Annotated in this window: 6 protein-coding genes; all 6 read right to left on the minus strand. The window is 39.1% G+C overall.

The window, feature by feature from the left end:
• Positions 1-12: 12 nt before the first annotated feature.
• Positions 13-9,867, minus strand: a complete 9,855-nt coding sequence (locus tag ISU02_RS15775; protein ID WP_194702798.1) for an Ig-like domain-containing protein — start codon at positions 9,865-9,867, stop codon at positions 13-15.
• A 409-nt stretch (positions 9,868-10,276) separates the two neighbouring features.
• Positions 10,277-11,089 (minus strand): 3-keto-5-aminohexanoate cleavage enzyme, encoded by an 813-nt coding sequence (gene kce, locus ISU02_RS15780; RefSeq protein WP_194702799.1) that lies wholly within the window; start codon positions 11,087-11,089, stop codon positions 10,277-10,279.
• 8 nt (positions 11,090-11,097) lie between these two features.
• Positions 11,098-11,487 (minus strand): 3-aminobutyryl-CoA ammonia lyase, encoded by a 390-nt coding sequence (gene kal / locus ISU02_RS15785; protein ID WP_194702800.1) that lies wholly within the window; start codon positions 11,485-11,487, stop codon positions 11,098-11,100.
• 51 nt (positions 11,488-11,538) lie between these two features.
• Positions 11,539-12,924 carry an ArnT family glycosyltransferase gene (locus ISU02_RS15790; RefSeq protein ID WP_194702801.1) on the minus strand — a complete coding sequence of 462 codons (1,386 nt, stop codon included), beginning with the start codon at positions 12,922-12,924 and terminating at the stop codon, positions 11,539-11,541.
• Positions 12,902-13,327, minus strand: a complete 426-nt coding sequence (locus ISU02_RS15795; protein WP_194702802.1) for a GtrA family protein — start codon at positions 13,325-13,327, stop codon at positions 12,902-12,904. The genes ISU02_RS15790 and ISU02_RS15795 overlap by 23 nt, the downstream gene beginning before the upstream one ends.
• On the minus strand, positions 13,317-14,309 hold the full coding sequence (locus tag ISU02_RS15800) for a glycosyltransferase family 2 protein (RefSeq protein ID WP_194702803.1): 993 nt from the start codon (positions 14,307-14,309) through the stop codon (positions 13,317-13,319). The genes ISU02_RS15795 and ISU02_RS15800 overlap by 11 nt, the downstream gene beginning before the upstream one ends.
• Between the last annotated feature and the right edge of the window lie 217 nt (positions 14,310-14,526).

A 14,526-nucleotide genomic window follows, 5' to 3' on the forward strand; every position in this document is an offset into this window, starting at 1 on the left:
TATTGCTCAATGCTACTGAAGCATCGCCTTAAGCAAGAGTTCTAGCATTTTTGCGGCTTCAGCGCGTGTTGCTTTGCCGCTTGGATCAAATAGATTGCCTGGTTTCCCTGAGATCAATCCTGTCTTTTGCATCATATCAACTGACACATTTGCATAAGATGCCACAGAAGCTGAATCAGCAAATACAGCAACTGGCTTGACAGCTGGAAGCTCTATTTTTTCAACCTTATTCAAATAGTTATTGATCATAACGGCAAAATCTTGGCGTGAAATAGGTGCATTAGGGTTAAAAATACCATTACCTGTACCATTTGCAAGCCCTGTTGATTTTGCCCATTCCACAGCTGGCATATACCAATCTGACACTTTTACATCTACAAAGTTGCTCGATTTGTAAAGAGACAAATCCGCACCTGCAAGCTTAGAAAGAATCTGAACAACCTCAGCACGAGTGATATCTTTATTCGGCATGAATAAACCTGCACCCACACCATTTATAATGCCTTTGCTTGAGAGATATTTAACCGAATCTGCATACCATCCACTGACATCGCCAAATACAACCTCATTGTAACCAATTGCATATTTAGAGAAATGAGAGGTTGTAAATGTGATAATCCCCTCTTTATACTCACATGCCATTGGCTGTAATTCACCTTCACTTGATACATAGTAAACAACTAAATTGTTTGGATCTTCATTTCCAGATAATTGATAAGGTATTCCAACACGAATCTTTCCAAGACCAAAATTCGAAATGATCTTATCACCATCTTTCACAGTAAATTCAAATACCGGACGATTTCCAATAACTGCCTTTGATTTTTCAGAAAGTACCACTGGATCTACAGTTACCACTTTCACCGAAACAGATTCCGAAAGACCAAAAGCTTCAAGAGCTTTTTCATCGAATGTCAAGTTAACAGCACCCTTGATGGTCAAGGATTTTAGAACTTTTAAATCCGAGCCCTTCATTGTAAACTCTCCGTTAGAACCAAAAACTTTCTCCACACTATTCTCAGACGTTGGTTTTGTTGCACTACCAGGTGCGACAACAACACCGCCTGATGTTGGAATGCTTGGCGTTGGCGTTTGAGTTCCTGAATCATGATCATCATGGTCATCTGAATTGTCCTGAGGCGGATTGTCTCCACCTGTATTGTCTCCACCCGTATTATCTCCAGGTGTATCCCCACCAGATTGTGTCGCTTTTACAACGGTTATTTCTTTGGTTGCAACTTTTTCACCTGCTGTCGCATCAAAATATGCTGTAATCGTCGTAGTGCCTTCAGCTACTGCTGTAACTTTACCGGAATCACTAACTGAAGCTACTGCTGTATTACTTGAACGCCATTTGATATTTTCTGCATTTACTGCATCATTCGGTATTGCTGTTGCTGATAATTGAAGCGTCTTACCCATTTCTACTGTTGATTCCAGAGTATCGATTGAAACAGCTGTCACCCAAGTCGTTGGAGACAAGAAGATGTTTACATCTGTTCTGACCGGTGGAATGACAATCACTTGATTGGTTGGATGTTCAGTATCTTCTGTTGAAAGATATGAGTCGTAATCATTCATAATGGCTCTTACTCTGTACGTCCCCTCAGGTACCATCCAACCGTAATTACCTTCTGCATCTGATACTTGTGGATTGGTCTGGCCATATAGTTCAGCATTCCAGGTACTCCAAGTCCCTGCGCCCGTATCCTGAACCTCACAAATCACAGTGACGCCTGTTAAACGATTTCCAGTTTCTTTATCCACAATATAACCACTTGGATCAATGAGAACTGTAACCTCTGCAATAATAAAGTTTAATGTTCTACCATCATTGGTCTTAACCGTTGCTGTAATGGTTTTAAGACCTGCACCACTCCAACCTGTCAGATTGGCCGTGAAGTAGCCACTAGAATCCTTAGTTGCTGTATAATCCTTGCCTGAGAAATGGTAAACCAGCTCCGTTACATTGGTTTTATCAAATTTGGTGCCAATATTAATATCTCTACCATTTAAATGTGAATCCACCCATGCGGTAAAGGCTCTTACACCAATAACTTTGTTAACTGGAAGTACTGACATGCCTGCACTTGAACTCTTGACATTTTCGATGCCAATCGGATCAGCAGATACTTCACCTTCAAGCAATTTTGAAACTTCTGTTACATTGCCAGAATCTGTTGCAATCTGTGCCATTAAAGCATATTTGCCAACTGTATCTAAAGTTACATTCGCTGAATACCAACGTCCATTTGGCTTTGTTGTCGCCAAAATTCTGCCGCTAATCATATCTTTAATAACAATATTCGTATTTGCTGTAGCTTCACCATATATCTTAATGGCTTCACTTACTTTAGCTGTTTCAGGTCCATTGATGCTGATGCCCACTTTTTCAAGCGTCACCTGTCCAACATCGATTTGACCACTGGCACCTGCAACTGTAGCTTTAGCTTCTACGCTCACATAAGTTTCAGTCAAATCACCGATTCTCACTGGGATCTGTTTTTGGCCTGCTTGACCTGCAGCCAAATCCGTTACCGTGAAGTTTAAATCACTACTATTTACTGCCGTTATGCCATTTGGTAACGAAATTGAAAAGTTTATGGTTGCATTTTGTGAACCATTATTTTGGTATTTAACTGTGACATTGATTAAATCACCTTTTTTAACGAGCGCCTTATCAGCTACGACGTTGTTGCCTTCTCCTGAGAGAATTGAATTTGCTGTTACAAGGGAATAGCTTGCATTATAAGAAAGTCTTCCTGTCTTTATCGCATCCTCCGTCACAACAAAAGTAGTTGGCGTTGACTGATACATTGGATACGTACCATCTTCATTCATCACACCTGAAATTTGAAGCTTATACGTTCCCGCTTTTTTTATAGCCCCTGGCATACTGAATCCTGACGTTCCAGCCGTGCCATAACCGATGTTTTGATCGTTCCCGTCGAGTAAATTGATATATGCCTTGTAAGCCGGTGTTGCTCCATTGAGCATGATATTTCCGACCAAATCAGCACCTGTGATAACGGATAAATTTTTATCTGTTAAATTTGTATCTGTTACAGTCACCGCTAAGTCAGCGTCTGCCGTCTTAACGATAAATTTCGAATAGTCATCTACTCCGAGTGTATAAGCCCCCGATTTAATGCCATTAAACGTGTAATTACCCTCTTGATCTGTGTAACCCCAATACATTTGCTCCGAACCTTTGAGTACTACAGATTCAAACGGAACAGCTATGCCTTCATTTGTAAGCTTCCCACTGACAGTATAGGTTATTGGAATGTTGAAGTTCAAAGCTACATTGTGTGAAGAACTGCTCAGCTTAAAGGTCTTGTAATCCCAAAAGGCATTTGCTGAAATTGAGAAATCGTAGTTTAACCCCTCATCTGAATAAGATAATCCCGTTAATATAATGTTTCCATTTGCATCTGGTTTTACATTTACATACTTATATGTGCCCGTGTCATAGTTGTTGAGATAGACATAGACTTCATTTGTATATGGTGCTGACCCAGATTCATTTTTAATATTAACTTTTAGTACCCCATCATGTGAGTAAATACTAGCAAATGATAAATCCCCAAGTGCTAATGTCTTAGAGCCCTCTGTCAATTGAACTGCTTGAGAAATATTGCCATAACCTGCATCAAATGCATTTGCTTTTAACGTATACGTTCCCGGCTTAACACGTTTAAAGACGAATTCGCCTTTATAATTTGTGTACGCTGAGTATTCTGTCTTATCTGCATTTTCAAGATATACCCATGCATAGGTTGCTGGATTTCCATCCTTGAGCAGTCTGCCGCTGATATTACCACTGACAGTGACCATAACTTCTTTTGTATAATTTCTATCCGTTGAAGTTACAGTGAGTTTAGCAGACCCCACAGCAATAGCCGTTATTTTACCTTGTTCATCCACAGTTGCCACCGAAGGATTATCCGATGCCCAAGTATAAGTTTTAATCGTAGCATTAAGTGGTAAAACAGTTGCTCTTACATAGCTTATATCCCCTACAGAAAGGTTTACACCTGCTATATTGGTATTGATATCAGTCGCTGATATTTTTGAATTTGAAAGTTTGACTTTTGCAATCGTTTGATAAAACTCTTCATTGCCCTTCAATAAAACGATTTTCATTGTATGCTCTCCATCAAGAAGTGTTGTAGGACGAAGCATTTCAAAAGTCTTACCCGCTATAATTTCCGCACCTGTAGTTTGAAACTGTATTGGTGATAATTCATCAAAGGTTACTGCTAACTGCAACTCTTCTGTGTTGCTTAAAACTGCTCCCACACCCTTGACCGTTAAAAGAAGTGGCTTATTGGTCTCATCCTTAAATGCCTCTTCATAAACAGGGAATTTTGAACCGTCTATTTGAAGCACTTCATTGACCATTCCTATTTCTGTTTGGTCTGAATATAGAGTACCCGTTGTAACCGTAATGCCCGTCACAACTGAGACTTCACACTTAGCTTCAAATGAACCATCCTGTGTTTTAGCCATAATCGTAGCTTTGCCATCTTTCAGTGCAATCACTTCACCACTCTGGCTAACCGTAGCGATCGTCTTATCAGAGCTTGACCATACAACACTTTTGTTACTTGCATTATCTGGAAGTACAGTAGCGACTAAAGTCTCTTTTTCATCTTTTGATAATGTGATTGCCATCTTATTGAGCGATATTCCTGAAACAGAGACATTAATTGGCGTTACATTAACCGTGCAAGATGCCTTAAAACTGCCATCTTCAGTCTCAACTGTAATATTTGCGATTCCCGTGCCAACTGCTCTTACGAGACCACTTCCCGAAACTGTGGCAACAGCTTCATTACTTGAATACCATTTTACTAAAGAATTGCTTGCATCTGATGGTGCAATAACTGCTCGCAATTGCTCTGTTGCTGACGTTGACAAGTTGAGCTCTGTTTTATCCAAGCTTACTCCGGTCACACTTATCTCTGGTCCGGATTCACCATCAATACCGCTAAAGTAGACATCTTGACGCAAATCAAGGACTTCGCCAGACGCTGAGAATAAGACCGCAATATAGGTTACGCCTTTTTCTAAGCCCGTTAAATCAGAAGATTCAAAATCCTTATTTGTAGCTAAAGTAATCTGCTTAACAAGACCTGTATCATATGGATTGTAGACTTTCGCAGTTACAGGAAAATCTGTAGCTTCTCCTGTGACACCATTGATTACATAACCATCATAAGATTCAAAATATGTTCTATTCTGATAATTCTGTGCTTCCATAAGCGACGCGTATTTTTTGTCATCATAATAAAGGCGTTCCATATCATCTTCAGAATAAGGTTCCTTGCCATCATAAGTCACCTTTGCTTCCATAAGCCCCTGATCTCCAGGCAAATTTGTCAACATGATTTTGTATGAATTATGCTCAGAATCATATTCAATTGTAGACTGAACACCTACAATTTCATTTCCAAAAATATCTTTAAGAGTCACCTCGAATTTATCAGAGCTCAACGCTTGACCAAAAGTATAAATCTCCACCTTGCCTGTTGTTGCCCCTGTCATCACAGCATAAATACCATCAGGTATAAATTTACTTGCATCAAGCACCACAAGACGCAAATTCGCTTTCAAATGTGTGCCTGCCTTTGAGTAAAAGACATCATATTCACCAGGATTTACACCTACAAGATTTAAATCTATAACGCCAAAAATAGCCACTTTGTCATTGAGCATTCTGCTTGAAAGTTCAACAGGTATGTCTGTTTGCACCGGTACGCCGTCTTTCTCCAGCGTTGCAGTAACAACATCTTCTGCTGTTATTTCATCGATAAAATAAACTTCTAATGACTTGCTACCCACATCCGAATTGACATGTTCTTTAAAATAAGTCGTATATGAGTCGTTTTTATCTGTATCAAGTGCCACACGATTGCAATAAAAGTTTCCCATATTTCTTTGAGGACCATCAATCAATACAAAAGCATAATCTGTATTCTCTTCAAATGGATATGGTTCCCCTTCTTTTTGAAAATTAATCTTGCCAATACCGTTGACAATTGACACCTTTGCACTTGAAATAGCTGTATTATGGGTATACTGATCCATTAACTCCACATCATAGCTACCATCGGCATAACCACTTGTTCTAATTTCGATCACTTTTTCAACTGGATTATAAGTTGAGTAATAGATGCTATTATATTCATAATAAAAGATAGCCTTATCCTGAGCCTCAACTCTCAAATCATATCCTTGAGCTGCTTCAATCATAAGTCGAGGTTCAAGTAACTTTTCATTGCTCGATGTCCAATTAGCAGAAGCTGTTTTGGTCAATTCAAAAGAGAGCCTCTGCTCATATAGGTTTTTATAATCCCATCTCCAACCACTTATCTCTGCCAAGATATCACCGTTTGCAGACTTGATAACGGGTCTGATTTGCTCAGGATCCAAATCATAACCTACTACATTAACATATATGGTATCATGATCTTCTGTTGGAAATGGCGAATTATATTTTCTGCTTGTGCCACAGACAAGAGGCTGGTCCACCACTTCAAATGCATTAGTCTGGATAATCTTACTGCCGTCAGTAAGTTCAATTTGTAAATCATATAGACCCACTGGCATATCTGCAACACGGTATAAAGAACCATCTAAAAAAGCTCCACTAATTTGAGGAAGCGTGTCATGGTTAAAGCGTCCGTTATATCGTTCATCTTCATAAAGCGAAGATTTGTGAAAATGATTATAGCCAATATCCGTTGACGACATAACCTGCTTTCCAGTCTGATCCAAAACGCTGACCGCTTTGATATCATAACCCCTGAAATCTTCATATACTTCGCCAGTATAATAAATATTAGGCATTCCAAGCGTCAAATATCTAGAGGTTTCATATGTCGTCACATTCAAATCCGTTCTAAATATAACGGTTTGGACTTCATTATAGATCTCATTCCCAGCATCATCTTCAACAATAATACCGACAGATACAGGCGTATTGGCAGCTACATAGGAAAGTGCATTATCAATCCCTGCCTTATAGTAACCATTATTACCCCATTCTGAAGAAGATACAAAATCTAAATCATTAACAGGTGTACCTCCAAGCGTCACATTGAGCTTGTATCCAACCGCATTTACATTGGATATTTCCACAAAGAAAGGTACATTTGTTGAGTTTCCATAATACTCTGGTGCTATGCGTATATCTGGATCAAAAGATTCTTTTTGGCTTGCAATTTGGAAAGTTCTCCACTCAGTATTACTTATATAAGCAGCCGGTATCTTAGATGCCACAAATTCTGAATCTGGAATCGCATTTTCATAAAAACTAAGATAAAAAGTTTCACTACTCGAACCCATAATAGCTTCTGGAATGTTTAAATTGACCAATGTCCTTAAATCAGGCAATGTTGTCAATTTACTCCTATCAATCGAAAGCGACTCTAACCCTGTTAGTGCTTCCACACCACTAATATCGCTGATATTTGAATTTGAAATATTGATATGTTTCAGATTTGTTAATGATAACAGTGGCGATAGACTGCTAATCTTCGAATTTTGAATTGCAACATATTGTATTGAGGCGGCTTTTTCAATGCCTTCTAAAGAAGTGAGATTTGGAGCACTCTTTAAATTAATACCTATTAAATTTTTAAGTGCGTCAATGCCTCTAAAGTCAACCAGTGTATCTAGTGGGAAACTGCTGTCCGCATAGATGCTAGTCTTGCTCTCCAAGTCACTTTCCATTAGTGTGCTCTCTGTCTTATTAGAGACTTTCACGAGATAATCAAAGAGCGCTTGATTGTCTCCAAGATCAGACACGGTTACAACGCTATCCGAACCTGTAGAAAGGGTTACAACATCACTTTCAAGCACAGTTGTACCAGTCATCTCTGCACTTCTTACAACTGCCTTGATATAATAAGTGGTATTCTCACTTAAATTCTGAATAAGCAGAATAAATTGCCCCCCTTTAAGAGCATAAAGTCGTTGCGTTTCATAGCTTTCGAAACCAGCTGTCTTAGAGTACAGGACTTCAAAAATGCCATCACCCGACCAATTCAATCCAGAAACGGCAACATCACATGACACGGCCTTAACCCCGGGAACAGCACTCAAAGTTATCGCAGTAGGTGCGGATGCTCGCGTCATCGATTTTATTTCTCCATACACGCGTTCGCCTGAAGTCACTTCCACAAATGGTCTATAATAGGTGGTTTCACCTACCATTTCAATCGGGAATGGGGGTATATTCTGTTGATTATAATATGGTATTTTATACTCTTTTATTGATGCAAAATCCTGTGTTGCACTACTTTCAGCACCTAAAAAAGATATATTTGAATAATCGTTTGAATTTGCAGTTACTTGGACATTACTAAAATAAGCCCCTTGATCAAGAACTTGTGTTTCAAAAGTACAACTTGGCAAGACTGGTGCTTGAGACGTTGTAAAACTCTTAATGTCACTTCCAAAAAATTGATATGTTCCTGGAACAGCGACAACCGGAGCATCCATATAAACACTATGCACCACTGCATAATAATAAACCGTGTTTGGCAATAATCCGGAAATCGAACTTGTCATCATAAACGTTTGATCCCCAGGACTTGCAGAGACATATTCGTGCATTAAATTCTGTATGTTAGATAAATCCCCACTCTTATTTTCAATAGATTCTAAAACAGCTCTATCCGGCGTTACCACGACACTTAAAAGCGGTGCGTCAACCATTGTTGAAGTATAAGTACCGTTGACACTAAATGTATATGCAGTTGCCCATTCAAAGATGTTCTGTACCTTAAAGTCATCTGGATCTACAATGGGCGCATCTTCTGGATCTTTTTCAATGAAATTTGCACTCCCTGCATACAAATTAATTTTGTCACTGATCGGCTCTATATTGCCATACCAATCGCTGATTTCAATATCACACTCTGATGCAAAATCAGTACCAAGAGGTGCTGCTAAAAAAACATTTCGTTCGTCAGATGTATCATGCCATATACCAAGATTCCAAGACAAATCCGTCAAATTAGGGTTGCTTCCCGTATAAGCTGTTTTTATGACAACTTCTGGGTCATTAACCGGTAGGTTTGACTTATCATAGACAAATCCTGTGACTGTTGGTGCCTGTAGATAGGCATCTCCTAGGTCTGTTATATCAGCATCCATTGTAGACATATATCCAGTCAAATCTACCACCTGTGTGTTCGCCTGCATCCCAAAATTAGGCGAATACATTGGAGATACTACTGTATAGACATAAGCTACTCCCCTGTAATCACTTTCCAGCGGAATCAATAAATCCCCGTCATGCACAACACCATTTGTAAAACTCAATTTCTCAGAATTATCAGTAAACTTGTATCCAATAGTATACCGAACATCACCACTGAAATAGGCTTCATTTCCACCGGTACTGTCACTTGTATGTACCTTCAATCTACCCAAATTCCCCTTATAGACAGTTATAACCACGTCATAACTTCCATCTATCGTACCGTGAACCTCATCCTTATAGTCACTTTGAACTGCGCCTAAATTGAGCTCATGTGTACTATCATCATAGACGTATTGGGGTGTTTCAGCATTACTAAGTGTCATATTCACAGGTGTAAGACTATCATCTGCGTTAACACCCTGAACAATAATACTACTGCCCGATGTATTCTGTGGTGCATAAATGTACAGTGTTTTTTCGTCTACGTCATAGTTAGAGTATACCCCTAATACATCATCCCCAGATGCGTCCTGTAGGACTACATCAAACGTCTTAAAAACTGACGTAGGATCAGCAGCAAAACCTATACACGGGTTCAATAGCGACATGATGAGCATGACCACTAACCCCAAAGCTACATGTTTCTTCATACATTCCTCCCGAATTTTCTTGACATTTCAATTGTGAAATAATTATCCTTATGAAACTACAAAAAACCTGCACGTATGCAAGTCTTCGATGTCTAAAGAATTAGTCAAATATAACTAAGAGGTTTTATCTATATCTAGTCTCAAACTCCTGTTAATTAAGGCAATTTTGGAAATGTCTGCTCTAATTATAACCCATGTTATGCCATTCATCAATTAGTTTTATAGACATACTTATTATATATTAAAATTGCCTATATCCCCCTTCCTGTCACACACCTACAAGTATTGTTTTAAAACCACAAAAGGTGGCATATTAGCATCCGTAGAGCAATCCGCAGGCCAAAAGCCGAGGACGCTTGCTCGTAGGGTGTTAATATGCCACCTTGTTCATTTAAACAAATACAAATTTCTATTTCAGTCCCAGAATCGCTCTCGCCTCATCTGGCGTCGCCACTTCACGACCGATCTCTTTAGCAAGTCTTACAATTCTCGCCACAAGTTCTGCATTAGACTTTGCGAGTCTGCCTTTTGAGTAGTACACATTGTCTTCAAAGCCAACTCTCACATGACCGCCCATGACGATTGCCATCACTGCAAGAGGTGTCTCCGTACGTCCGATACCCGCCACAGTCCATGTCCAGTCTTCTGGAATTTGGTTCACCATGAATATGAGGTCTTCTGGTGTTCCTGGACAAGCACCTGGCACGCCAAGTACGAAATCCACATGAAGTGGGGCTTTCACAAGACCTTTCTTCACGAGTCTTTTGGCATTTTCGATCATACCTCTCTCAAACACTTCTATTTCAGGTTTAACACCCATTTCTTGCATCTTTGTTGCAAAACGCTCTATATACTCTTCTGAGTTCATAAACACATCTGGTCCAAAGTTACAGGTCCCGCAACTCAGCGTTGCCATTTCTGGTTTAAGATCCACAGGTTGTAATCTTTGTTCTGGTGTATGCCATACAGCACCTCCAGTAGAGGGTTGAAAAATAATCGGACATTTTGCTTCTACTTTCTCTTTAATCTCTTTGTAGACTTCAAAATCTTGAGTCGGATTACCTTCTGCATCTCTTGCATGCACATGAACAACCGAAGCGCCTGCTTGGTAACACTCATATGCCGCTTCTGCAATTTCATCTGGTGTTAATGGTAAATTCGGCTGTTGCTCTCTTGTGACTTCTGCACCTGTTAAAGCTGCTGTTATAATCAACTTTTCCATATCATCACCTACTTATTTCTCTGTTTATCTTTAGTGACGACACAAGTGCCTACCGCTCTACAAACAATAATCGGTTCTTCAAGCACATCACATGCTGAGTCATTGATATCAGGTCTTGGGATAATCACTTTACGTGCTTCAAAAGTCATCTTACGAGAAGAGTTGCCCACCTTTGTAATTTCACCTACGGCTTCGATGTAATCGCCTGCGTAAACGGGTGCTAAAAATTCAACACTCTCATAGGCTGCGAAAAGACCTTCGTCACCATCTTGGCGAATTAAAAGTTCAGTTGCCACATCACCAAACAAGTTTAACATCTTAGCGCCATCCACAAGATTACCACCGTAGTGCGCATCATGCATACTCATTCTCATTCTAATCATTGCTTTTTCAGACATTCTATGTCCCTCCAAATTATTTAAAATTTGATCCCTAACTCTTATTCTACCCTATCTGTCTTCAATTTTGAAGGGCTTTCCCTCAACCTCTAAAAATTTATCCCGAATGGCGTCAAAACCAATGGCAAAAGTCATGATTAATAGAAATAAAACAATGAAATTATAACGCGGTTGTCCCTCATACACGAAGAAAACCAAGGAGACAAAAGCAAGATTAATCGCTGGAATAACCACAAAAGATGCCAAATTGAGCTTTTGATTATAGAGTGCTTTAAACATCCTAAGAACGTTCATAAAGACAAAGACAATTCCAAATCCGCTAATAACACCTAAGATCATATCGGATATTGCTCTAAAAAAGTTCATAAATCTCGCATAAGTATATTCATCCACATCAGCAAATCTCGGCAAGACCTCACCAAGCTTATCATAAGAAATGGCATTCATTGTCCATGCGTCTAAATCCCACGCCCCATTAAAATAGGTCGAGTGAATGCGAATAACACCCAATTTCAGAAACTCAATGGGATGCGCTTTAATATAATCCACGGCATATGGCTTTAAAAGCACCTCTAAATTAGGCGACGTTTTCACCGAAGCACCATGACTTTGAACTTCCGCTTCAATGGCTTGTTCAAGTGCTTCAGGCTTTTTAACATCATGATAGTCCATCCATCCACCATGTACGTTTTGTGCATTGTTGTTGATATATAAATTAAAACCAGAATTATAAGAAACAGGAATCCACCTGTCATACTTTTCTAAATTTCTAAGCGACCAAGGCAGAATGACCAACATCATCACCACATATACGGATGCAAAATACAAAAGAGATTGTTTCCACTTATGCGTCATCATGTAATGCGAAACCGCCAAAATAACTGGATAAGCCAAAAAAAATGGTTTTGACAGCGCTAAAAAACCACATAAAATTCCAAGTCCTAAGAATTTGTAAATCATTTTTATATTGAGCAAACTAAGGTATATTGCAGCACTTAGAAAAAATGCAGTTATGATCTCAGTGCCAATGACATTGCAGTACATAATTTGATGTGGCATAAAAGTCATTAAAAAGACGCTGATCCAAATCGCCCAAGGTTTATTATAAATGCGCTTCATAATCATATAGACAAAGATGATCGTCATCTCAGACAAGAGTACATTAATGACTTTAGGAATCATCTCAGAAGTGTTTCCCAAAAGCTTATAGATCACACCAAGTCCCGTGGAATACAGCATACCCTGCCAAGCTACAGGATACCCTCCAAGCGTATAACCTTGCCCTGTGGCAATGTTCACAGCAAGTTGCTGATACGTTTCAAAATCGTATAACTGCTTCGTTGGAATCGTTAGAATAAATAAGGTTCTAAGGTATAAACCCACCAATAAAAACAGACTTAAAATCAGAATCGGTTTAAGATTCTCTATTTTCTTCACACTTTTCTCCTTTAAAAATCCAAAATTTGCTGATGATATAATTGAGTACAATTACAATAATGTTCATGATGAGTTTAGCCAACATTTCTTGTACTGCCAAAACACTAATCCATACGATCAAGCCAATGGTCTCTATTAAAAAGGTCGATATGCGGCTTCCAGCGAATATCATGAGTTCGCGCCATATCCCCTTTGGCGTCACTTTTTTAAACACATAATATTTATTGGCAAAGAAGGCGAATATCACAGATGCTGTAAAGGCAAAGGTTGTGGCAACAAGGTATCCAATGCCAAGCCACAGCCCAATTTGATAAACGAGAAGGTTGATCAAAGTCGTCATGCCACCGACGATAAGATATCGGAATCCCTCATTCGCATGATTTACAAATTGATTAAGCTTCATAATCCGCACCATATTGTTTCACTTCATTTTTATCGGATACGATCTCTGGCGCCACACCTTCTGTACGACCTACAATATAAAGTGGACGCGCTCTCACCTCTTCATAAATTCTTGCAATGTATTCACCCACTACAGATACCTGCATCATGAGAATACCAAAGAAAAAGAGCATAATGGTCACCGTGGATGTCCAGCCATTTGTCGGATTGCCAAAGATGATCTTTTTTATCATCCAATAGAGCATCAACAAAAATCCAAATCCCGCAGACAAAAATCCAAATAGGCTAAAGAGTTTCAAAGGCTTATATGAAAATGATAAAATAGCATCTATTGCCAGCTTCATGAGTTTAATATAACTGTATTTTGTCTCACCAGCGTAACGTTCGTCGCGATCAAAATAGACATAGGTCACTTTAAACCCAATCCAATGGGTAAGCCCTCTAAAAAAGCGATTCTTTTCACTAAAGCGGTTGATTTCGTCCACTGCGCGTCTGCTGAGCAATCGAAAATCACCTGTGTCCAGCGGAATCTCGGTATCACTCATAAACTTGAGCACGCGATAGAACATTTTTGAGGTGCTCTTTTTTATAAAGCTCTCTTTCTTTCTTGTCTTGCGCTTGGCGTACACGACATCAAAACCTGCTCTATACTTCTCAAACATGTCTAAAATCAACTCAGGCGGATCTTGCAAATCAGCATCTATAATCACAACCGCATCTCCTGATGCCGTTCTGAATCCAGCCGTATTCGCCATTTCATGTCCAAAATTACGTGAAAAGGACACCAATTTCACGCGTTCATCCAGCGCTCTGATTTTGAGCACTTCTGCCACTGTATCATCACGACTGCCATCATCTATGAAGATAATCTCAAAAGAAGCACTTATTTGGGTTAAAACGTCTAAAAGTCTATCATAAAGTGGTTTTACGTTCATTTCTTCGTTATATGCCGGTACGACAACGCTGATCACTGGCCTGTTCATAAATGCCTCCTAAAACTTTAAATTTCTCTATTCATTATAAAACAATATTCAAGCATTGTCTTTAGCCTTAGACAAGATCTGAGTATTTATGTATGCATACGAACGTTCTTTCATACATTATGTTGAAAAATCAGAGCCTAACCATCAGGCTCTGATTTAAATTTATTCTACTATAATTGAGTACTTGATCATTTGATGATTGGTATTTCCTTTGATG

Source organism: Fusibacter ferrireducens (assembly GCF_015352425.1).
Classification (GTDB): Bacteria; Bacillota; Clostridia; order Peptostreptococcales; family Acidaminobacteraceae; genus Fusibacter_A; species Fusibacter_A ferrireducens.

Coding starts and splice junctions, on each gene's coding strand:
- ISU02_RS15775 (WP_194702798.1), bottom strand. CDS start 9,867: ATGAAGAAACATGTAGCTTTGGGGTTAGTGGTCATGCTCATCATGTCG.
- kce (WP_194702799.1), bottom strand. CDS start 11,089: ATGGAAAAGTTGATTATAACAGCAGCTTTAACAGGTGCAGAAGTCACA.
- kal (WP_194702800.1), bottom strand. CDS start 11,487: ATGTCTGAAAAAGCAATGATTAGAATGAGAATGAGTATGCATGATGCG.
- ISU02_RS15795 (WP_194702802.1), bottom strand. CDS start 13,327: ATGAAGCTTAATCAATTTGTAAATCATGCGAATGAGGGATTCCGATAT.
- ISU02_RS15800 (WP_194702803.1), bottom strand. CDS start 14,309: ATGAACAGGCCAGTGATCAGCGTTGTCGTACCGGCATATAACGAAGAA.